This window comes from Lysinibacillus macroides, assembly GCF_001281525.1.
GTDB classification, from domain to species: domain Bacteria; phylum Bacillota; class Bacilli; order Bacillales_A; family Planococcaceae; genus Lysinibacillus; species Lysinibacillus macroides.
Genome location: NZ_LGCI01000010.1, coordinates 186,185 through 204,645, shown reverse-complemented (window position 1 = coordinate 204,645; position 18,461 = coordinate 186,185). Strand labels below are relative to the sequence as shown.

Sequence of the window (18,461 nt, the reverse complement as noted above, 5' to 3'; positions counted from 1 at the left end):
CATACATGACAACGTCAAATGATGAAAAATGGATTGATAAAAAAATCTCAAGACGTGATATGTTGAAGCTAACAGGTGTTGGTGTAGCAGGGGTAGCTGTTGGTGCCTCGGGCTTCGGCGGGGTGATGAAGGCAATGGGCTATAATATTTTTGAGCCTGTTGCTGATAGCACAACAGCTAAGCATAAAGTGGATTTTTATGGCAAGCATCAGACTGGTATTATAACGCCTGTCCAGACTAATATTTACTTTGCGTCCCTGGATGTGTTAGTGACATCCCAAAAGGAATTGCAGCAATTGTTTCAGCAATGGACACCGTTGATGGTGCGCTTAATGAATGGTGAACAAATGGTGGAGATGACTACCAATACAAGAGTGCCACCAGGGGATACAGGTGAGGCCAAGGGCTTAGATGCCGCCCATTTATCACTAACAATTGGGGCTGGTCCGTCCTTGTTTGATAAGCTAGGTATGCAGCATGTTAAGCCAGCAGAGCTAAAGGATTTACCGCATTTCCCGAAGGATCAGCTTCAGCAAGAATGGACAGGCGGTGATTTATGCATTCAGGCCTGTGCAGATGATCCACAGGTGGCATTCCATGCTGTGCGTAATTTAGTGCGCGCTGCGTCTGGTAAAGTAGCGATTAAATGGTCACAGGCTGGTTTTAATGCGTTTCCAGCAGAAGGAGGAACACCTCGTAACCTTTTTGCTTTTAAGGACGGCACAGTGAACCCAGCTATAACGGATGAGCAGGACTTACATAAAACTGTGTGGGTGGATAAGGGCTGGCTCAAAAACGGCTCCTATTTAATTGCCCGAAAAATTCAAATGCATCTCGAAACATGGGATCGTACATCTTTAAAGGATCAAGAGGCAACATTTGGGCGCTACCGTGATAGTGGTGCACCTCTTGGTAAAGAAAATGAATTTGATGATTTTGATATAGAGGCGAAGGATGATAAAGGCGACTATATTATACCTGATACTTCACATGTTCACTTAGCGCGTAAATCAGATGCACGGATGTTACGACGCTCTTATTCCTATGCATCAGGGGTGCTGTCAAATACAGGTGCCCATGATGCGGGACTGCTATTTATCTCGTTTCAAAAAGACCCAGCTCAATTTATCGCCGTCCAAAATAGCTTAGGACGTATGGATAAAATGAATGAATATATTACCCATCGAGGCAGTGCAGTGTTTGCCTGCTTCCCTGGTGTACAAAAGGGGAGTTATGTAGGTGAGGCACTTTTTAACGCGCTGTAGTATTATTGTTTGCCTGTTGTTAGCTATGGTATTACCCGTGCAAGCTACACAATCCTATAGTCATTTATATATTGCGATTAGTGATGCGCTGATGAATACAAAGCAGGATAAAGAGGCAGAGGCCAAGCAGGCACTTGAACAATTTGCTGCGGACTGGGCTAAGGTTACGTCTGAACAGAAAGAGGCAAAAGCAAAGGTTGATGAAATCCTTGCACATGCTACTGAGGCAACGTCCAAAGACGAGCGTTTAGAGGCGCTATCGGCACTGTCGAATGCATTACGTGCCTTAGAAAAGCTTGAAAATCCAGTAGATGAAGCAGCCCAGCGAGCAGAGTTTGGACAAAAGTTTAAGCCGATGATGGCAGATTTTGAAAAAGCTTTAGCAAGTGGTGACATGCAGGCCATTGATGAAGCCTACAAAGATTTTAATATTAAATGGAATAAAAATGAGCGACCAGTGCGTGAGCAAAGTATTGCCATGTACGGACAAATTGAAACGCAAATGGCATTTCTGCGTATCTCTATTTCCGCTGAGGAGCCTGATATAGCGCTGATGCAAGCACAATTTGCAGATTTACAGCAAACCATCGAGGACTTTGTGGCAGGAAAAGAAACAGCAGAAGCAGTAGAGGGAGACTATTCATTAGCGACATTGATTACATATATCAATGAAGCAATGGACTTTGTTGAGGCGGGTGACTATAAAAAGGCATCTGATAAAATCCGTGACTTTATTAAAATTTGGCCAAGCGTTGAAATTGAAATCTCAACACGTAATGGTAGTCTTTATACGAAAATTGAAAGTGATATGCCGATTATTGTTAGTGATTTACTAAAATCATCTGTCGATCAAGAGGCGATTACGAAAAAATTAGCCAATTTTCGTACAGAGATTGAATTGATTCAAGGTGATTCGGATTATACCTTTTGGGATGCTGCACTAATCCTACTACGTGAGGGATTAGAAGCACTGCTAATTATTTTGGCATTAGTGTCCTTCTTAGAGAAATCAGGACAAAGCAAGATGCGCAAATGGATTTATGTTGGCGCATTTGTTGGTGTGTTGCTATCTGCAGTGGCAGCGGTTCTGATGTCTACCATTTTGAATTCAGCAACAATTGATACAAATCGGGAATTAATGGAGGGCTATGTTGGTTTATTGGCGGCAGCGATGATGATTGGCGTGGGTATTTGGCTGCATAGTAAATCAAGTGTAGCAAGCTGGAATCGCTATATTTCCAAGCAAATGGGCAATGCTATTTCTAGCGGTTCTGTTTTTGCGATGGCAATGATTAGTTTTTTATCGGTCTTCCGTGAAGGTGCGGAAACATTGGTCTTTTATGCGGGGATTGCACCGAAAATGGAGACGTCCCAATTTATCCTTGGCATTGTTGTGGCACTGCTGATTCTTGTGGTGCTGGCACTTGTCTTATGGAAAGCAAGTGGCAAAATTCCGATTCATAAATTTTTCGCAGTTGCAACGGTGTTTATTTATGCATTAGCCTTTAAAATTATTGGCGTTAGTCTGCATACCTTGCAGCTTACAGATAATCTGTCCACAACGATTGTTGACGGCTTGCCTGTAATTAGCTGGATTGGCTTCTATCCAACTGTAGAAACGATAATTGGTCAGGTTATTTTGCTCGTGTTGGTTGCGGCTACGATGCTCTATAAAAAGAGACAAAAAAGGTAGATGGTGTCAATTGCCATCTGCCTTTTTTCAATGCCAGTGTGCTGGGCGCTTTAGATAGGAAGGTAATTTCGTAGAATGATCCCCTTGTGCAGCATTGATTTGCATTTGTGTTAAAAACATACTAGTAGATAAATCAGCTCCACATAAATTAGCATCTCGTAAATCAGCCCCAATAAAATCCACCTCTCGTAAATCGGCATGTTGTAGATTGGCTGCAATTAAATAGCTACCTCTTAGGTCAATAGCTCGTAAATCCTTGCCCTGTAAATTTTTGCCCATCCAATCAGCACCACGCTGATTTAACTTTTTAGAGGGCTTCCCTTTTAGGCGAATTTGCTCGCTTGTTTTGAGTAGTAATGTGTTAACAGGCATTCGAATGGTGATAATATCCAACGCTAATAGGGCATCAGCATCGCATTCCGTTATTTGTTGAAGCTGTTCCAATTGAGTTAGGAGCTGTTTATAAAGCGTATTGTTCACTTTATAGGATAAAGCCTCTGCTAGATAGGCAATCATTTCATAGAGCTGCTCCATAATAGGGAAAACCTGAAACATCCTATCAGCGTGTTCTTGCGATTGTCGCCAATCTTGCCCTTTAAATGTAATTTGTGAAACGTGCTGCCCTGCTCCTAAGCAGTCAAAAACTGTACAGCCTTTAAAGCCTGTATCTCTTAGCTTGTTATGAATACGGCAACGATAGTCCTCCTGTAAATTTGGACATGGCTTCCCTGCTGGTTTATTAACGGCAAAATCACTGGAAGCTACAATATTTAAAGCAGTACAGCACAAACCAAAGCAGCTTTGACAATCTGCCTGTAAGCTCTCGCGAATTTTTATGCTCATTGATGTATGATGAGGCATCCTTATTCCCTCTCTTATCCTATAAACTTCATAATTATTTTATCACTAACAGGCTGGAAGGTGAACGATAGATGTTTTGAAAGATGCTAGAGAATATGGTATTCTTCTTCACAAGAATGATGGAAAAGTCGGTGATGACACATGGGGTAACGGTCAATGAATTACTACAATTACCATCCTTTCGGGGAGCAGAGGTGTTAACAGGTAAGAATAATTTACAGCGCACGGTATCTTCTTTGTCCGTACTAGAAGTATCAAATGTTGACTTTTATTCTAAAATTATTAATCGTGTGCAGGAGGAATGGTATGCAGAGGAGCTTGTCATTAGCTCGTTTTATTCCATTCGCGACAGTGTGGAGAAGCAATGTGAAACGATTCAGCATTTGCATGATCTAGGGGAGCTAGGTCTTATTTTATATTATGTTGGGATAATTTTGCCTGATATTCCGGAGGAGGTTCTTGCTTTAGCAGAGGAGCAGGGCTTTATTATTATTTGTATGCCAAGAAACGATTACTCCTTACGCTATAATGAGGTCATTTATGAGGTGATGGAGGCAATTGTCAACAATGAGGGTGTCAATGATCATTTTGTTCAGGAAACATTAGAAAAGGTATCCTTGCTGCCAGAGCATTTAAGAAGTGTGGAAATTACGCTAAAAATGCTATCGGATCGATTAAAGGTCAATATTGTGCTGACAACTAGCCATTTTGACATTATGAACCAAGTAATGTGGCCTAGAAATTCCACATTGAATGTTGTAGATGTTATTGCTACATGTGCTGAAACACATACGCACCGAGAGGCGGGCAAGTTGACCTTGGAAAAAAGGGATGTTTCTTGTGTTGTGGAATATAAACGTGTACACCAAAAAAATGGAGAGCCACTCTTTTTATTTTTAATTAAGGAAAATACCAAGCTACCTGCCAAAACAATGGAAAAGGTTAGTGAGGTTGTCCAAGTAGCCATTAATTTATGGGGAGATAAGCATGATGAGGTTAGTGAATATGCCCTTATGAAGGCAATTATTAATGATGAAAGTGAAAAAATGCGAAGATTGGCAAACCTCCTTCATATTGAGGTCTCTGCCATTCAAATGATGTGGCTTGTCTATATTCACGATTTTGCAGATGAAAAAAGCATTCGAGAGGAATTAGAGGGGCAGCTTTCCACCTACTATCAAACAAGGGTGATTCAATGCATTGACCATTGTATCATTGTGCTATTAGGCAATTGTTTGTATAAGCATCATGAGTTTGATATTGCGGTGGAATATAGCGAAACAACGATGTATGATGCCCAGCTTGCCGAAATTGTCTATGCGCCAAATATGAAAAGCACGAAAACAGTGCGGCAAATGTATCAATTGGTCAATCAAGTAGGCGACAAAGTGCAGACAATTTATCCGAAGCGCAAATTATTTACAGCTGCGGAAGTTCGCTCAATGAAGCGAGCTATTGATGCAAGTAAGCAGGGTGAGGAAATCATTGAAGAATATTTAGCAGTGATTGAGCCTATTTTGCATGATACGGATTCTTTACAAACATTAATTGCCTTTTTACTCGATGCAAAGGGCAGTATAGAGCGCTGTGCGGAGCTGCTCTATATTCATAAAAATACGGTGAAATATCGTATTAAAAAAATTAGTGAGCTGCTTGGGACAGATATTACAGCTTACTCGGAATTTTATGATGTTTATATGGCTTGTATGCTTTATCGCTTAATTAATGGATAGAATAATCTGAAATTTTGTCATTTTGAACAAAATTTCAGATTATTTTTTTCATTTAGGCAAAAGACGTGTAGTATAGCTTTCTCTTATAATTAAAAACATTCATCAACAGGGAGGGAGTCGCATGAAAAACGACAATAACGTTCAATCCTGGTATAGCTTAGGAATTATTTGGGCTGGCGCCATGATTTGTATACCAAGTTTATTAGTAGGAAACGCACTTATTACCAATATGAGTTTACCAAAGGCACTTGCTGTTGCGTTTGTCGGCTATGCCATTGTGGTCTTTATTATGGTATTACAGGGCATGCAAAGCAGTGATTTAGCAAAGCCAACCGTTCATATTGCTGGACAAGTATTTGGCAAAAAAGGCTCTCGTACCATATTATCCATTATTTTAAGTATTGCTTGTTTAGGATGGTTTGGGATTCAGGCAAATGTTTGTGGGGTTGCCCTTGCCAATTTATTAGCAGCCTACAATTTGACGATACCCGTACCACTTGCATCTTTGATTAGCGGACTAGTTATGGTTGTATCCGCTATGTACGGGATGAAGGTGCTACGAATCTTAAGCTATATTGCTGTACCAATCTTAGTAATTATTTGTATCTATGGTTTAGTACAAACATTAACAGGTGATCAACTACAATTGATTCGTAACTATCAGCCACAGGGCACGATGAGCTTTATGGATGGCCTAGCTGTAACAATTGGCTCCTTTGCATTAGGGGCAGTAATCGCAGGTGATTATTCGCAATTTTCCAAAAAACGATCAGATGTTTTTAAAGCTGCTACATTAGGGATTATTCCTGCTGGTGTGCTGATGATTGGCGTAGGTGCTGTATTAACAATTGCTTATCAAACAAGTGATTTAACCGCTGTATTTCTCCATATTGCTACACCGTTTATTGGTGGTGTTGCTTTAATTTTAGCAACATGGAAAACAAACTTAGTCAATGCGATTTCAGGAGGCATTGCGCTCATTAATGTCTTTGATGTTGCTAAAAATAAAGAAAAAATCGCAATTGGCGTTGCGGGAACAATTGGCACTGTCTTAGCGGTTATCGGCATTTTAAATTACTTTACACCAATTATGTCGATTTTATCAGCGATGATTCCACCTGTTGCAGGGGTAATGATTGCTTCATATTGGGTGATTCATAAAGGCAATAAAACGAGCTGGCATGAGGTAGAGGGTGTGAATCGATTAGGCGTCTTTTCTTGGCTTGTAGGGGCAGTGATAGCCTGCTTACCTGTTTTCTTCTCTTTATTCCCTGAACTACCAGCATTACCAAATAATCCGATGATCGGTATTATCATTTCATTTATTCTTTACTATATTGGGTATCGTATATCCGCACAAAAAACGGTCGTACTGGAGGAACAGCAATGAGATATTTAGATCAAGCAGCTATTGAACATATTGCGATTGGCGCAGCATTTCTAGGAACGGGCGGAGGTGGCGATCCGTATATTGGCAAGCTGATGGCACTTTCCGCTATCGAAAAAAATGGTCCTGTAAAATTATATTCAGTGGATGAAGTAGCAGATGAGGACTTTTTTATTCCAGCAGCGATGATGGGTGCACCATCCGTACTAATTGAAAAATTCCCACGTGGCGATGAGTTTGTCAAAGTTTTTCAAAAGCTTGCCCAATACTTAGGCAAGGATAAAATTGCTGGCACATATCCAATGGAGGCGGGTGGCGTCAATTCTATGATTCCGATTGTTGTGGCAGCACAGCTAGGCTTACCATTAATTGATTGTGATGGCATGGGACGTGCATTTCCAGAGCTGCAAATGGTAACCTTTCATCTTGATGGCATTTCCGCAACACCAATGGCGATTACAGATGAAAAAGGTAATATTGGTATTTTCGAAACCATCGATAATAAATGGACAGAGCGCATAGCACGCTCAGCGACTGTTGAGATGGGGGCTAGCTCATTAGTAAGCTTATATCCAACAACAGGGGCGCAAATTAAGCAAAGTGGTGTGCATCATATTATTACACTATCTGAACAAATTGGTGAAATTATTGCCTCTAAAGATCAGGAAGTAAATGATAAGCTAGAGAGCCTACTAACGCTTGTAAAAGGATACGAGCTATTCCAAGGAAAAATTGTCGATGTCATTCGTGAAACAAAGGGTGGCTTTAATCTTGGAAAAATGGTGCTAGAGGGTATTGATACGTATAAAGCGGACCAAATGAAGGTTCATTTCCAAAATGAAAATTTAATTGCAGAGAAAAATGAGCAGGTTATTGCGATGACACCAGATTTAATTTGCTTGGTGGATTTTGAAACATTACAGCCTGTCACAACCGAAAGCTTGAAATATGGCAAGCGTGTGCGTGTAATTGGCTTACCAGCACATAAAAAATGGCGTACAGCCAAGGGCATTGAAACAGCAGGGCCACGATACTTTGGTTATGACTATGAGTATACGCCGATTGAGGAAATGGTGAAAAAGGAGGAAGCAGAGCATGTATAAAATTGGAATTGATGTAGGTGGAACAAATACGGATGCTATCCTTTTAGACCGTGATAGTCAGTTAATTTACAGTGTAAAATCACCAACAAGCTTAGATATCAAATCAGGGATTGAGCAAGCATTGCAGGAGCTGCTAGGGGGTGCAAATATTGATAAAACAAAAATTACCCATGCCATGCTAGGCACAACGCAATGTACAAATGCGATTGTAGAGCGTAAAAAGTTAGCAAAGGTTGGTGTAATTCGACTGGGCTATCCAGCAACGGCCTCTGTCCTTCCTTATACAGCATGGCCAAAGGATATGATTGATACATTATCAGGGCAGTATGCGATTGCACATGGTGGCTATGAATATGATGGTCAATTATTAAGTGGACTTGATAAGGAGGAAATTACAAAGCTATTAGCAGAATGGCACGATCAAGTAGAGTCAATTGCGATTGTGGGTGTCTTTTCTTCTATTAAAAATGACCAAGAATTACAGGTTCGCCAATGGATACAGGAGGTATATGGTAAGGACTTTCCTATTTCCTGCTCTTCATTAATTGGCTCTGTTGGCTTAATTGAGCGTGAAAATGCAACAATTTTAAATGCTGCTTTGTGTAAGGTAATTGATACAACGACACAGGGCTTTGTGCAAGCACTACAAGCGGAGGGAATTTCAAATGTAGAGGTCTACCTCTGTCAAAATGATGGCACATTAATGTCCATTGATTATGCCAAGCAATTCCCGATTTTAACAATTGCCTGTGGTCCAACAAATAGTATACGTGGTGCGTCGTATTTATCCCAAATTCAAAATACAATGGTGTTAGATGTTGGTGGCACAACGTCCGATATTGGTGTATTACAGGATGGCTTTCCACGAGAGTCCTCTGTTGCCGTGGAGGTAGGGGATATTCGTACAAACTTTAGAATGCCTGATATTATTTCGGTTGGTCTTGGTGGTGGCAGTATTGTACGTGTACAGAATGATAACATTACGGTAGGACCAGATAGTGTTGGCTATCGCATTAACGAGGAGGCACTTGTTTTCGGCGGCTCCACATTAACAACAACAGATATAGCTGTACGTCTAGGCTTGGCAGACGTTGGTGATCCTCAATTAGTAGCACATATTGATGAAGCCTTTGCGAAGGATGTACAAAAGGAAATTGCTGCTTTACTGGAGCAGGCTATTGATAAAATGAAAACCTCCTCAGAGGATGTGTCACTGGTGTTAGTCGGCGGTGGCGCTGTGATTGTGCCTGAAAAAATTCGAGGCGTTTCCCATATTGTAAAATCGGAATATGGCGGTGTAGCTAATGCCATTGGTGCATCCATTGCTCAAATTAGCGGTCAATACGAGCAAATTTATATTTACGCAAGAGAGTCTCGTGAGGATTCTTTAAAGGATGCCCAAGGCAAAGCCGTTAAACAAGCTGTCTTAGCAGGTGCAATAGAGAAGTCAATTGAGCTTGTAGAGGTAGAGGAAACGCCACTTGCCTATCATCCAGAAAATGCCACACGCTTAAAAGTAAAGGTAGTAGGGCATATGGTGTAATGGGAAAAGTATGAATTTTTTTAGTGAGTCATGAACATGTGAGCAGATGGTAACCTTGCTCAAGCGCTTCTATGATAAATATATTAAAGTAAGTATAAAGCCAAGACCGGTACTCAATTAATTTTGAGGCTGGTCTTTTTTTAATTCTACAAATTAATACTTGTGAAGACGTAAGTAGAGCCATTAATTAGTGAATATCTAAAAATATAAGCAAATTTTATATACAATGATGAAAGGAGAATCGTTATCTAAATAATATGGTTTGTTATACTATTGTTTTAATGGAAGAAAAGTAGAATAAAGGAATGGAAATTATATGATTAATAAGGAAATTCAAAAGTTGCTTGATGATCACAATTCATTTGCTAGACAAATTGCAAATGTAAGGTTATCAAATTTATCTTTTGATGTATATGAATTCAGAGATAAATACGTAATGCAAGTGGATTTAATATTTGCGGAAAAAAGTCAATTTGATCATATTCAAGAGGCATTTTCTGCAATATTTAAAAAAGAACTATTCGATGGAGAGGAATGGGATATAAATGATGATCCAGACCCTTCAGATGAACAATGGATAAAAGCGTTAGCAGATGGCTGGATTAATGAATATTATCCCAAAAAATATATTTGTCTTGAGTTAGTAAACAAAGATGAGTTTAGATGGAGATTTAAAAATGAATTAGCCTATCTGGATGTAACAGAATCAATTGTTAAAGAGCTTTTCACTAGATTGAATCACATTGAAGCTATTCAATTAAAAAAGGGCTATACATATGATTACATATTTGGGCAATCTGATAATCATTATTTTTTGTTTGAATGGGGGATATATGATTAGTATGTTTTCTATATATCAAGGATTATATTCCTATATATCCCATAATATATATTGATTTTCATTATTGGTTATTTACTTTAGATTTGATGGAGGGAGCCGATACTAAATATAAGAAAAGGAAAAAATAATTTTCATAGTTTACAGTAACAAAATGATAGATGGTGTGAAAGGAGGAGAATGTTGATGGAAATGACTAGGGAACTAGCTGTTAGTATGCAGTTATTTATGCTTAGAGGTGCATATGGATACAAGGGATTTAAGGTAGATATAAAAGATGAAAATGGGAAAGTCATCGGGTATAGAAATGATATGAAAGGATTTATGGATGCGCTAAAAAATGTCACTGAACCGATTGATGCAAGTAAAGTTTCCAAATTATCATCTGGTCAAATACATATGTTAAATGGGACGTCAAGTGAGAGTTGGCTAGTTCCGTTACTGAATAGAATGGGTGAGCTAGGCATGATGGATTTACGTCAGGGGTTAGGAAATCCTAAACATGCTAAGTTATTTAGGCAAAACATGTTTAATTCAACGATTAATGCGTATACAAGGGCAATTTAAGGATGATTAAATATAGGATGAAGGGATGGATAACAAGATGATAGGGGCAATTGGTTCTACACAGCTCAATTCTTGGAATCAAGTAAGTAATCGTGGGAAGGCAGAGGCTCAAATCACTTTATTTACAGTACCAAAAATAAACGATTCACAATCTATTGTTACAAATATTTGGGAAGAACTTGCACAAACATATAATATGCAAAATGCCACATTTGATGAGGTGAAGGAAGTCGCAACAAGGCTTTATAAAGCTGGTGAAATTACGTTTAAGGAAGTGGTAACCTTAACATTTGATTATGAAAAGGCTACTAATTATATCAAACAACATGCTCCCGTGTATGTTTCGGCTAATTTTACTATGTATGAAACAGAGGCAGATAAATCTGGACGACGAGATTGGATTGCTGAGTTTGGGGCACGTGCAGCCAAAGACCGTCAATACGGAAATTTAGTAGGCTATGCTGCAAAAACGAGAATACTGCATATTTTACAGCAATTCGAAAAGTAAAGCAGGCATTTTATTGTGATTTTAGTATCAAGAATAGTAAATGGAAAGTCATCCAATTTAGCTTTGGGAGCCTAAAACATCGCTACTTTATTTGAGCATAGCCAATTGTTTGCGTTAGATACTGAGGGTGGAATAGGAATGCTCTTATGTTAGAGCTTTTCCGTTGTTATTGCACTTTTTTCCTTTATTATGGACAATCGTTAAGCGTTCAGGAGTATAGAGGCTGAGCAGTACACTAACATCCCTACCCCTTGTATTTTATTTTGGAAGCAAATAATGCTTGGCAAAATATTGGTTTTGCGCCTATTTTCCCATTCATAGTAATGATTGTTTTTTGATTTTGAAAAAATAATAGAGTGGCTTGTATCATTTACATTCAAAGCTCAACATAGATTGATTATAAAACTTCTTATTAATTCAGCATCACCCTTCATTCGTCATCAAATTACTTTCTTCGCTATAATATTCTAAAATTCCATTGACTTATTATTCTGAAAAGTAGGATAATTGAATTGTATCCTATTTACCATTTTGCTCATCAAAGACATACAAAATAGATAAATAATATTTTAAAAGGGAGGAATTTCCAATGTTTAGAAAGCGTATTTTTACTTTTATTGGCAGTTCTGTTATGGCAGCAGCATTGTTAGTTGGCTGTTCAGCTACAGAGGAGGAAGAGGTGAGCTATATCGCTGTTACAGGTGATACAATTAACTCTCATCTTGTTGAAGATGCAGTTTGTATTGTAAATAGTCGCTTTGAGCAAGGACATCGTCTTGTATTCCGTGCTAATGTAACCGATTTAAAAACAAATGAGGCTATTGGTGACGCGAAAGTGAAAGTTGTGTTAGGTAATGGGGAAGAAATGGAAATGGCACGAGGACCACACGGTGAGGAAGCAACAGAGCTTTATACAGTTGGCTGGACAATTCCAGAAGATTTCCCTACTGGTACATTAGATTATAAATATGTTGCTGAAGTTGATGGCAAGGAATATTCTTATGAGCCATTTAATGTAGCGCCTTCTAAATTAACAATTATTGCAAGTTCTGCACAGTGAGTAAGCCTATGATGAAAAGGTATACGATTGTATTTTCAGCATTGCTACTGCTGTTGCTAGTCGGCTGTAGTGATAAAGAGGAGAAAAGTACTGGCGATAAAAAGGACACCCAGCAAAAAGAGGTTGCATTACAGGGTACATTAAATCTTAGTGCAGATAAAGGTCGTATTGGTGATGAAGTAAAGCTTACCGCGGAGTCATTAATGCCGAATGAGCCGTTAACAGTTGTTTGGACGGATATGATCGGCAAATATGAGATGGAGGAAAATTACTCCTTTATCGGTACTACATATGAGCCAAATGATCAAGAGCTTTTAACGGCACAAGCAGATAGCAATGGAAAATGGGAAGGCACCATTACAATTCCGCAAGGCTTTGGTGATGACCATGATATTTTAATTCACCAAAAAGATACAGTTGTAGCAAAAGCAAATTACTTTGTGGAAACAGTCTTTACGATGAGTCCTGAATCTGGCCCTATTGGAACAGAAATTACCATTAAAGGTGAAGGCTTAAGCTGGAAAATGTATGGTAGCTTATGGCACCTGAATTATGATAATAAATATACAGGGATGATTACAGGCGTTTCGACAAAAGGCTCGGCTACCGCTGTCATTCGTGCTACAGGCAATAAAGGCGATCATTCGATTACAATTGAAAGTGGCTCATCTGGCTCGCCTTATTTAAATCGCTCAGAATCAGCCATTAATTATATCCATACAGAAAATTTTACATTTAATGTAACAAATGAACAGCCAATTACCGTTGAGAGCTATGTGGAGGAAGCGCCTACTGCAGCAGGTGGGGGTATTGAATTAGATCCACCAAAAAATAAAAAGGGAGTTACGGTTTCATTAAATAAAGAGGAAGGTATCGTTGGAGAAGAAGTCACATTAACTGCTAATGGGCTACCAAAAAACGAAAATGTATCAATAGATTGGCATACGATGGTTGGTAACCGTGTATCCGCTGCCGGCTATGGTGAAAAAGTCAACACATTGGAGAAAAGTTTAAAGACAGATGCAGAGGGAAGCTTAACATACACATTTGCTATTCCTGATGATCTAGGCGGACTACCTCATCTAATTGATGTGAAAGTAAAGGATGAGGTGTATGGGCAAACAGCGCTTCGCATTTTACCATCCATTGTGTCGATTACACCATCCTCTGGTCCTGTTGGTACGAAATTTGTTGTAGAAATTAAAGGCTCAGGCTGGACTGAATTTGACAATGCTTTAGCCGTAACATATGACAATTCATATGTTGGGTATATTTGCGGATTTAATAGTCAAGGAACGATTAAGCTTCCTTTAGTGGCAACGGGTGATACAGGCCATCGCGCCATTGACATTTACCCTTCCATCTATAAAGGGCAGCAAATTCAACCCAATCTATATTTAAACCCACAATTAACATATCGCGATGATCATCCTGGAACAGGTATCCCTGCATTGCGTATGTATTTTGAAGTAACGGAATAAAATGAAGAAAGGCTGATAGGAAAGTAAATTTAAAATGTACCCTATACGATAGACACTTTGAAAAAAGACTATCGTATAGGGTATTTTTCTTTATAATGAGAAAAAAGATGTTGGAGCGGATGAGAGATGACCAAACAATTATTTACAAAAGAAGAACAGAAACAGCTAAAACGTAATCCAAATGTACAAGCAGTTAGCGAGAAAGCGATTACGTATACAGATGAATTCAAACGTCATTTCATCGCTGAAAATGACAAAGGAAAATTACCAAGAGAAATTTTCGAAGAGGCAGGTCTAAATGTAGAATTAATTGGTTTACAACGAATTAGCTCTGCCGGAAAACGTTGGCGTGCAGTTTATCGACAAACCGGTGTGGAAGGCTTACAAGATACACGAAAGACAAATTCGGGACGTCCCTCACAAAAAGAGGGAAGTTTGGAGGAAAAGATTGCCCGCTTAGAAGCCAAAAACCAGCTATTACGTGCAGAAAATGAATGTCTAAAAAAGCTCGATCTACTCGAAAGGCAGATGTTGAAGAAGAAATCACAATCGAAGCGAAACTAAAATTCGAATTAATTGAACAGACACTTCAAAAGTATAAATTAAAGCGCATGGTGAGCTATTTATGTGAAGTAATGGGCGTATCTCGTTCAGGGTTCTACAATTATTTTAACGAAAAATCAGCGCAAAATCGTGCAAACCAAGATGAAGCAGATGAAGTAGTGAAAGCCATTATTTTAAAGGCGTATCACTTCCGTGGACGTAAAAAAGGGGCACGCCAAATTAAAATGACGCTCCAAAATCAATATGGGATTACCTATAACTTAAAGCGAATTCGCCGCATTATGAAGAAGTTCGACATCATTTGTCCGATTCGCAAGGCCAATCCAGCCCGACGTATGGCGAAAGCGACGAAAGAACATCGCACTTGCGCGAACGAACTACAACGCAACTTTAAACAAGGTGTAGCAGGGAAAGTGTTATTAACAGATATCACGTATTTAACATATAAAAACGGCAAGCGTGCTTATTTATCAACGATTAAAGACGCTGAGACGAACGAAATTCTAGCATATGAGGTGTCGCCTTCTTTACACCTGGACATCGCTCTGACCACATTGAAGCAATTAAAAAAACATGCACATTTAGCAGAAGATGCCTTTATCCATTCCGATCAAGGATTTCATTATACAAGCCCGATTTACCAAGCATTGGTGAAGAAAATGGGCTTAGGACAGTCCATGTCACGTCGAGGAAATTGTTGGGATAACGCGCCACAAGAATCTTTCTTTGGGCATTTTAAAGATGAAACAAACATCAAAGCGTGTGAAACGCTAGAAGAAGTAAAACGAGAAATTAAAAATTATATGACGTACTACAATCATTATCGTGGGCAATGGAACTTAAAGAAGCTGCCGCCTGCAAAATACAGACAGCAACTTCAACAAGTTGCCTAGCTCTTTTTCAAAATGTCCTTTACAAAGGGTACACTTTAATTTCCCATCAGCCTTTTTTACTATTGTAATGACAACAAATACTCAGCAACTGCTTCTTCATGCCCCTTTGCAGTGGCTGGTGGCATGGAGCCTCTCCCTTTTTCAAGCACTTCCACAATTTCCTCTTTTGATAGCTTTAGCTGACGTAAATTCGGTCCCATATCGCCTGATAAATCAGCAGCATGGCAGCCGATACAGCTAGATTTTGCAATTTTTTCACCTTCTGCTACTAAATCTGCGTCGAGCTCAGCCTGCTGTTCATTGCTGCTACAAGCGGTTAATAGGGTTGCTGATATTGTACCTATGACTATGAAAAACTTTACATATTGTTTCAATGTTTCCCCTCCCAACATCTATTCTTTCGAGCGGTCAGATTGAGTAATTACATTGTATAATAAATATTGTATTTGTTCAATTTCAGTAGTTTGCATTTTTGTTTCCAAATCCTAAAGTGTTCTATAAAATATTTAATACAAGCCAAGTAACAAGTTGAGGTACTTAAAAAACGGCATATCATTATAATCCTACTGTATTAAGACTGTTTTGATAGAAATTATGATAACTCTTCTCTTTATTTTACAGAAAATAATGAAAAGAGCGCTGATTTGCAATAATTAACGCTTTTCTATACATTATTTTTAAATTGCATATCTACAACTACACAATTTTCCACCTCTTTAAGCAATAACAGCGTATTGGTAGTGAACCCTGTCACTTGTCCCTCGATATCAAACTTTACAGATTTACCGAACGGGAAAGCCCATCGTCTTTAGATATGGGATGATAGTGAGGTCGGTCAAGGGATAGCTTTTGCTATCTCAATTGACCGAAATTTTCACTAACTATATTTTTATACATTTGTTGCAGTTTATTTTGTTAATTGATACAATTTGGTTATGGAAGAATACAGAAGAACAAATACAACCGTATCATTGATTAATTATCATTTTGTGTTTTGCCCTCGATACAGAAGAAAGATATTTCTTGATGACAAAATAGAACAGAGATTTAAAGAAATGGTACACGAAATATGTGAATCTTTAAAAATAAAAGTGGTAGCCTTAGAATGTGACAAAGACCATGCCCACCTATTTCTAAATGCACTACCTACATTAAGTCCTGCAAACATCATGGCAAAAATCAAAGGAGTGACATCTAAACAGTTGCGTGAAGAATTTCCTCACCTACAACACTTGCCAAGTTTATGGACACGTTCTTATTTTGTTTCTACCGCTGGAAATGTATCGAGTCAAACCATCAAACGCTATGTAGAGCAACAGAAAACAAGGGGGTGAAATCATGTCGCAACCAATCACTGTCAAAATAAAATTGTTGCCTACAAAAGAACAGGCTTTGACTTTAACTGAAATGAGTAAAATATACATTTCAACAATCAATGACCTTGTATTTGAAATGGTAAAAGAAAAGAAAAGCACTAAGAAAACAAGTAAAAACCTTCATGTATCTTTGCCAAGTGCAGTAAAAAACCAAGCAATTAAAGAGGCAAAAAGTGTTTTCAGGAAGGCGAAAAAAACAAAATTCGAAACAGTTCCAGTTCTAAAGAAGCCTATGTGCATCTGGAACAATCAAAACTACTCTTTTGATTCCACTCATATCTCCTTGCCTATCATGACTGACGGCAAAACCAAGAAAACGCCTATTCGTGCTTTATTGGTTGATAAAGGTCACCGAAATCTTGATTTGCTTAAACATAAGTTAGGCACACTGCGTATCACAAAAAAGTCGGATAAATGGATAGCACAAATTTCTGTGACCATTCCTACTGTTCAAAAACCAGGAGTAAGAGTAATGGGTGTTGATTTAGGACTAAAAGTACCTGCTGTTGCTGTAACAGACGATGAGAAGGTACGATTTTTTGGTAATGGCAGACAAAACAAATTCAAGAAAAGAAAATTCCGTTCAGTTCGTAAAGAATTAGGGGAAAAGAAAAAGGTAACTGCTATTTGTAAGTTGAACAACAAGGAACAACGTTGGATGCAAGACCAAGACCATAAAGCGAGTCGTGCAATTGTTGATTTTGCGAAAGAGAATAAAATTTCTGTCATTCGTTTAGAACAATTAGCGAATATTAGACAGACGACAAGAACCAGTCGTAAAAACGAAAAGAATTTGCATACATGGTCATTCTATCGACTATCTCAATTTATTGAATACAAAGCAAGGTTAGAAGGAATTAAAGTTGAATACGTAAATCCTGCATATACAAGTCAAACATGCCCGAAATGTTCAGAGAAGAACAAGGCACAAGATAGAAAATACAAGTGTAAATGTGGATTCGAGAAGCATAGAGATATAATTGGTGCTATGAATATTCGCTTTGCACCTGTGGTTGATGGTAAAAGTCAATCAGCATAGGGAACTAGATGTTCTGCCCTATGAGGGGTAATGAGATACCCTCATCTTGAGGACTGTTTAAAACAGAAATGGACTGCGAACGCTTAGTCACTCAAGAATCCCATTGTTTTAGCTGTGGGAGTCTCAATAGGCCATTCATAATATTTGTATCACTAATTCTATTAGCATCTAATACGATAAGCGCTACATCATAACGACAATCTTCAGGCTTTATGAATAATGGATGATCTTGTGCAATACCTAAAATAACAGAGTCATCATGTAAAAGATCATTAGATACTAGCCATTTTTTAAAAGATGCCATTAATTTTGTATTTTCAATACCATAAGCACCAGTTCTTCGCATAAATATAGTATTCAGATTTGGCATTTGTTCAATTTTCATCTATAAATAAAAATCTCCTTTGATTTAGTACATCGATGTCTACAAACATCGTATAATGCTTTAAAATAAATAACAATTGAATTTTTTAAATTTATTGACAAGGACGCATAAATAGATAGTCAATTTGCTAAATGTAGTGAAGTTATCTTTTGAAAAAAGTTAAAT

The 18,461-nt window shown here is 38.4% G+C and carries 17 protein-coding genes; 14 read left to right on the top strand and 3 right to left on the bottom strand.

Going from position 1 to position 18,461, the window contains the following annotated elements; all coding sequences use genetic code 11:
• Positions 1-5: 5 nt before the first annotated feature.
• Both efeB and ADM90_RS15825 read left to right on the top strand, forming a co-directional pair.
• The gene (gene efeB / locus ADM90_RS15830; RefSeq protein WP_053995911.1) at positions 6-1,265 is read left to right on the top strand and encodes an iron uptake transporter deferrochelatase/peroxidase subunit; all 1,260 of its coding nucleotides are present in this window, start codon (positions 6-8) and stop codon (positions 1,263-1,265) included.
• Positions 1,240-2,958 (top strand): FTR1 family iron permease, encoded by a 1,719-nt coding sequence (locus tag ADM90_RS15825; protein ID WP_053995910.1) that lies wholly within the window; start codon positions 1,240-1,242, stop codon positions 2,956-2,958. Before efeB ends, ADM90_RS15825 begins: the two co-directional genes overlap by 26 nt.
• A 27-nt stretch (positions 2,959-2,985) precedes the next feature.
• Here ADM90_RS15825 and ADM90_RS15820 read toward each other — a convergent pair whose 3' ends face one another.
• Entirely contained in the window at positions 2,986-3,819 is an 834-nt protein-coding gene (locus tag ADM90_RS15820; RefSeq protein WP_053995909.1) for a pentapeptide repeat-containing protein, read from the bottom strand.
• An 83-nt stretch (positions 3,820-3,902) separates the two neighbouring features.
• Here ADM90_RS15820 and ADM90_RS15815 point away from each other — a divergent pair, with 83 nt between their 5' ends.
• The 10 genes from ADM90_RS15815 to ADM90_RS23925 all read left to right on the top strand — a co-directional run bounded on the left by ADM90_RS15815 (position 3,903) and on the right by ADM90_RS23925 (position 15,496).
• Positions 3,903-5,552: a PucR family transcriptional regulator gene (locus ADM90_RS15815; protein WP_235473619.1), complete on the top strand. Its 1,650-nt coding sequence runs from the start codon at positions 3,903-3,905 to the stop codon at positions 5,550-5,552.
• A 121-nt stretch (positions 5,553-5,673) separates the two neighbouring features.
• Positions 5,674-6,942, top strand: coding sequence for a cytosine permease (locus ADM90_RS15810; RefSeq protein ID WP_053995908.1), 1,269 nt, complete (start codon positions 5,674-5,676; stop codon positions 6,940-6,942).
• Complete coding sequence (locus tag ADM90_RS15805) at positions 6,939-8,042, top strand: DUF917 domain-containing protein (RefSeq protein ID WP_053995907.1); 1,104 nt, start codon at positions 6,939-6,941, stop codon at positions 8,040-8,042. Before ADM90_RS15810 ends, ADM90_RS15805 begins: the two co-directional genes overlap by 4 nt.
• Positions 8,035-9,585 carry a hydantoinase/oxoprolinase N-terminal domain-containing protein gene (locus tag ADM90_RS15800; RefSeq protein ID WP_053995906.1) on the top strand — a complete coding sequence of 517 codons (1,551 nt, stop codon included), beginning with the start codon at positions 8,035-8,037 and terminating at the stop codon, positions 9,583-9,585. Before ADM90_RS15805 ends, ADM90_RS15800 begins: the two co-directional genes overlap by 8 nt.
• A 316-nt stretch (positions 9,586-9,901) precedes the next feature.
• Positions 9,902-10,426 (top strand): hypothetical protein, encoded by a 525-nt coding sequence (locus ADM90_RS15795; protein ID WP_053995905.1) that lies wholly within the window; start codon positions 9,902-9,904, stop codon positions 10,424-10,426.
• Positions 10,427-10,609: 183 nt separating this feature from the next.
• A complete protein-coding gene (locus ADM90_RS15790; RefSeq protein WP_235473617.1) occupies positions 10,610-10,990 on the top strand; it encodes a hypothetical protein in 381 nt (126 codons plus the stop codon).
• A 25-nt stretch (positions 10,991-11,015) separates the two neighbouring features.
• Positions 11,016-11,498: a hypothetical protein gene (locus ADM90_RS15785; RefSeq protein WP_053995904.1), complete on the top strand. Its 483-nt coding sequence runs from the start codon at positions 11,016-11,018 to the stop codon at positions 11,496-11,498.
• Between the two features lie 589 nt (positions 11,499-12,087).
• A complete protein-coding gene (locus ADM90_RS15780) occupies positions 12,088-12,558 on the top strand; it encodes a hypothetical protein (RefSeq protein ID WP_053995903.1) in 471 nt (156 codons plus the stop codon).
• An 8-nt stretch (positions 12,559-12,566) separates the two neighbouring features.
• Positions 12,567-14,039, top strand: coding sequence for an IPT/TIG domain-containing protein (locus ADM90_RS15775; protein ID WP_053995902.1), 1,473 nt, complete (start codon positions 12,567-12,569; stop codon positions 14,037-14,039).
• A 126-nt stretch (positions 14,040-14,165) separates the two neighbouring features.
• Positions 14,166-15,496 (top strand): IS3 family transposase gene (locus ADM90_RS23925; RefSeq protein WP_235473614.1). Its coding sequence is split into 2 segments (ribosomal slippage): positions 14,166-14,550 and positions 14,550-15,496, totalling 1,332 coding nucleotides; the frame shifts between segments, so codons are not numbered across the junction.
• 59 nt (positions 15,497-15,555) lie between these two features.
• On the opposite strand, the gene ADM90_RS15760 is transcribed toward ADM90_RS23925, so the two are convergent.
• Complete coding sequence (locus ADM90_RS15760; RefSeq protein WP_053995900.1) at positions 15,556-15,870, bottom strand: c-type cytochrome; 315 nt, start codon at positions 15,868-15,870, stop codon at positions 15,556-15,558.
• A gap of 561 nt (positions 15,871-16,431) precedes the next feature.
• Here ADM90_RS15760 and tnpA point away from each other — a divergent pair.
• Both tnpA and ADM90_RS15750 read left to right on the top strand, forming a co-directional pair.
• Positions 16,432-16,830: an IS200/IS605 family transposase gene (tnpA, locus tag ADM90_RS15755; RefSeq protein WP_053995899.1), complete on the top strand. Its 399-nt coding sequence runs from the start codon at positions 16,432-16,434 to the stop codon at positions 16,828-16,830.
• Positions 16,831-16,834: 4 nt separating this feature from the next.
• Entirely contained in the window at positions 16,835-17,911 is a 1,077-nt protein-coding gene (locus tag ADM90_RS15750) for an RNA-guided endonuclease TnpB family protein (protein ID WP_053995898.1), read from the top strand.
• Between the two features lie 91 nt (positions 17,912-18,002).
• On the opposite strand, the gene ADM90_RS15745 is transcribed toward ADM90_RS15750, so the two are convergent.
• Entirely contained in the window at positions 18,003-18,296 is a 294-nt protein-coding gene (locus ADM90_RS15745) for a GyrI-like domain-containing protein (protein ID WP_053995897.1), read from the bottom strand.
• Positions 18,297-18,461: the final 165 nt, after the last annotated feature.

Bases quoted from the DNA above. Each gene is read 5' to 3' on its own strand.
- efeB (WP_053995911.1), top strand. From the start codon at position 6: ATGACAACGTCAAATGATGAAAAATGGATTGATAAAAAAATCTCAAGA.
- ADM90_RS15820 (WP_053995909.1), bottom strand. From the start codon at position 3,819: ATGCCTCATCATACATCAATGAGCATAAAAATTCGCGAGAGCTTACAG.
- ADM90_RS15815 (WP_235473619.1), top strand. From the start codon at position 3,903: ATGCTAGAGAATATGGTATTCTTCTTCACAAGAATGATGGAAAAGTCG.
- ADM90_RS15810 (WP_053995908.1), top strand. From the start codon at position 5,674: ATGAAAAACGACAATAACGTTCAATCCTGGTATAGCTTAGGAATTATT.
- ADM90_RS15805 (WP_053995907.1), top strand. From the start codon at position 6,939: ATGAGATATTTAGATCAAGCAGCTATTGAACATATTGCGATTGGCGCA.
- ADM90_RS15800 (WP_053995906.1), top strand. From the start codon at position 8,035: ATGTATAAAATTGGAATTGATGTAGGTGGAACAAATACGGATGCTATC.
- ADM90_RS15795 (WP_053995905.1), top strand. From the start codon at position 9,902: ATGATTAATAAGGAAATTCAAAAGTTGCTTGATGATCACAATTCATTT.
- ADM90_RS15790 (WP_235473617.1), top strand. From the start codon at position 10,610: ATGGAAATGACTAGGGAACTAGCTGTTAGTATGCAGTTATTTATGCTT.
- ADM90_RS15785 (WP_053995904.1), top strand. From the start codon at position 11,016: ATGGATAACAAGATGATAGGGGCAATTGGTTCTACACAGCTCAATTCT.
- ADM90_RS15780 (WP_053995903.1), top strand. From the start codon at position 12,088: ATGTTTAGAAAGCGTATTTTTACTTTTATTGGCAGTTCTGTTATGGCA.
- ADM90_RS15775 (WP_053995902.1), top strand. From the start codon at position 12,567: ATGATGAAAAGGTATACGATTGTATTTTCAGCATTGCTACTGCTGTTG.
- tnpA (WP_053995899.1), top strand. From the start codon at position 16,432: ATGGAAGAATACAGAAGAACAAATACAACCGTATCATTGATTAATTAT.
- ADM90_RS15750 (WP_053995898.1), top strand. From the start codon at position 16,835: ATGTCGCAACCAATCACTGTCAAAATAAAATTGTTGCCTACAAAAGAA.
- ADM90_RS15745 (WP_053995897.1), bottom strand. From the start codon at position 18,296: ATGAAAATTGAACAAATGCCAAATCTGAATACTATATTTATGCGAAGA.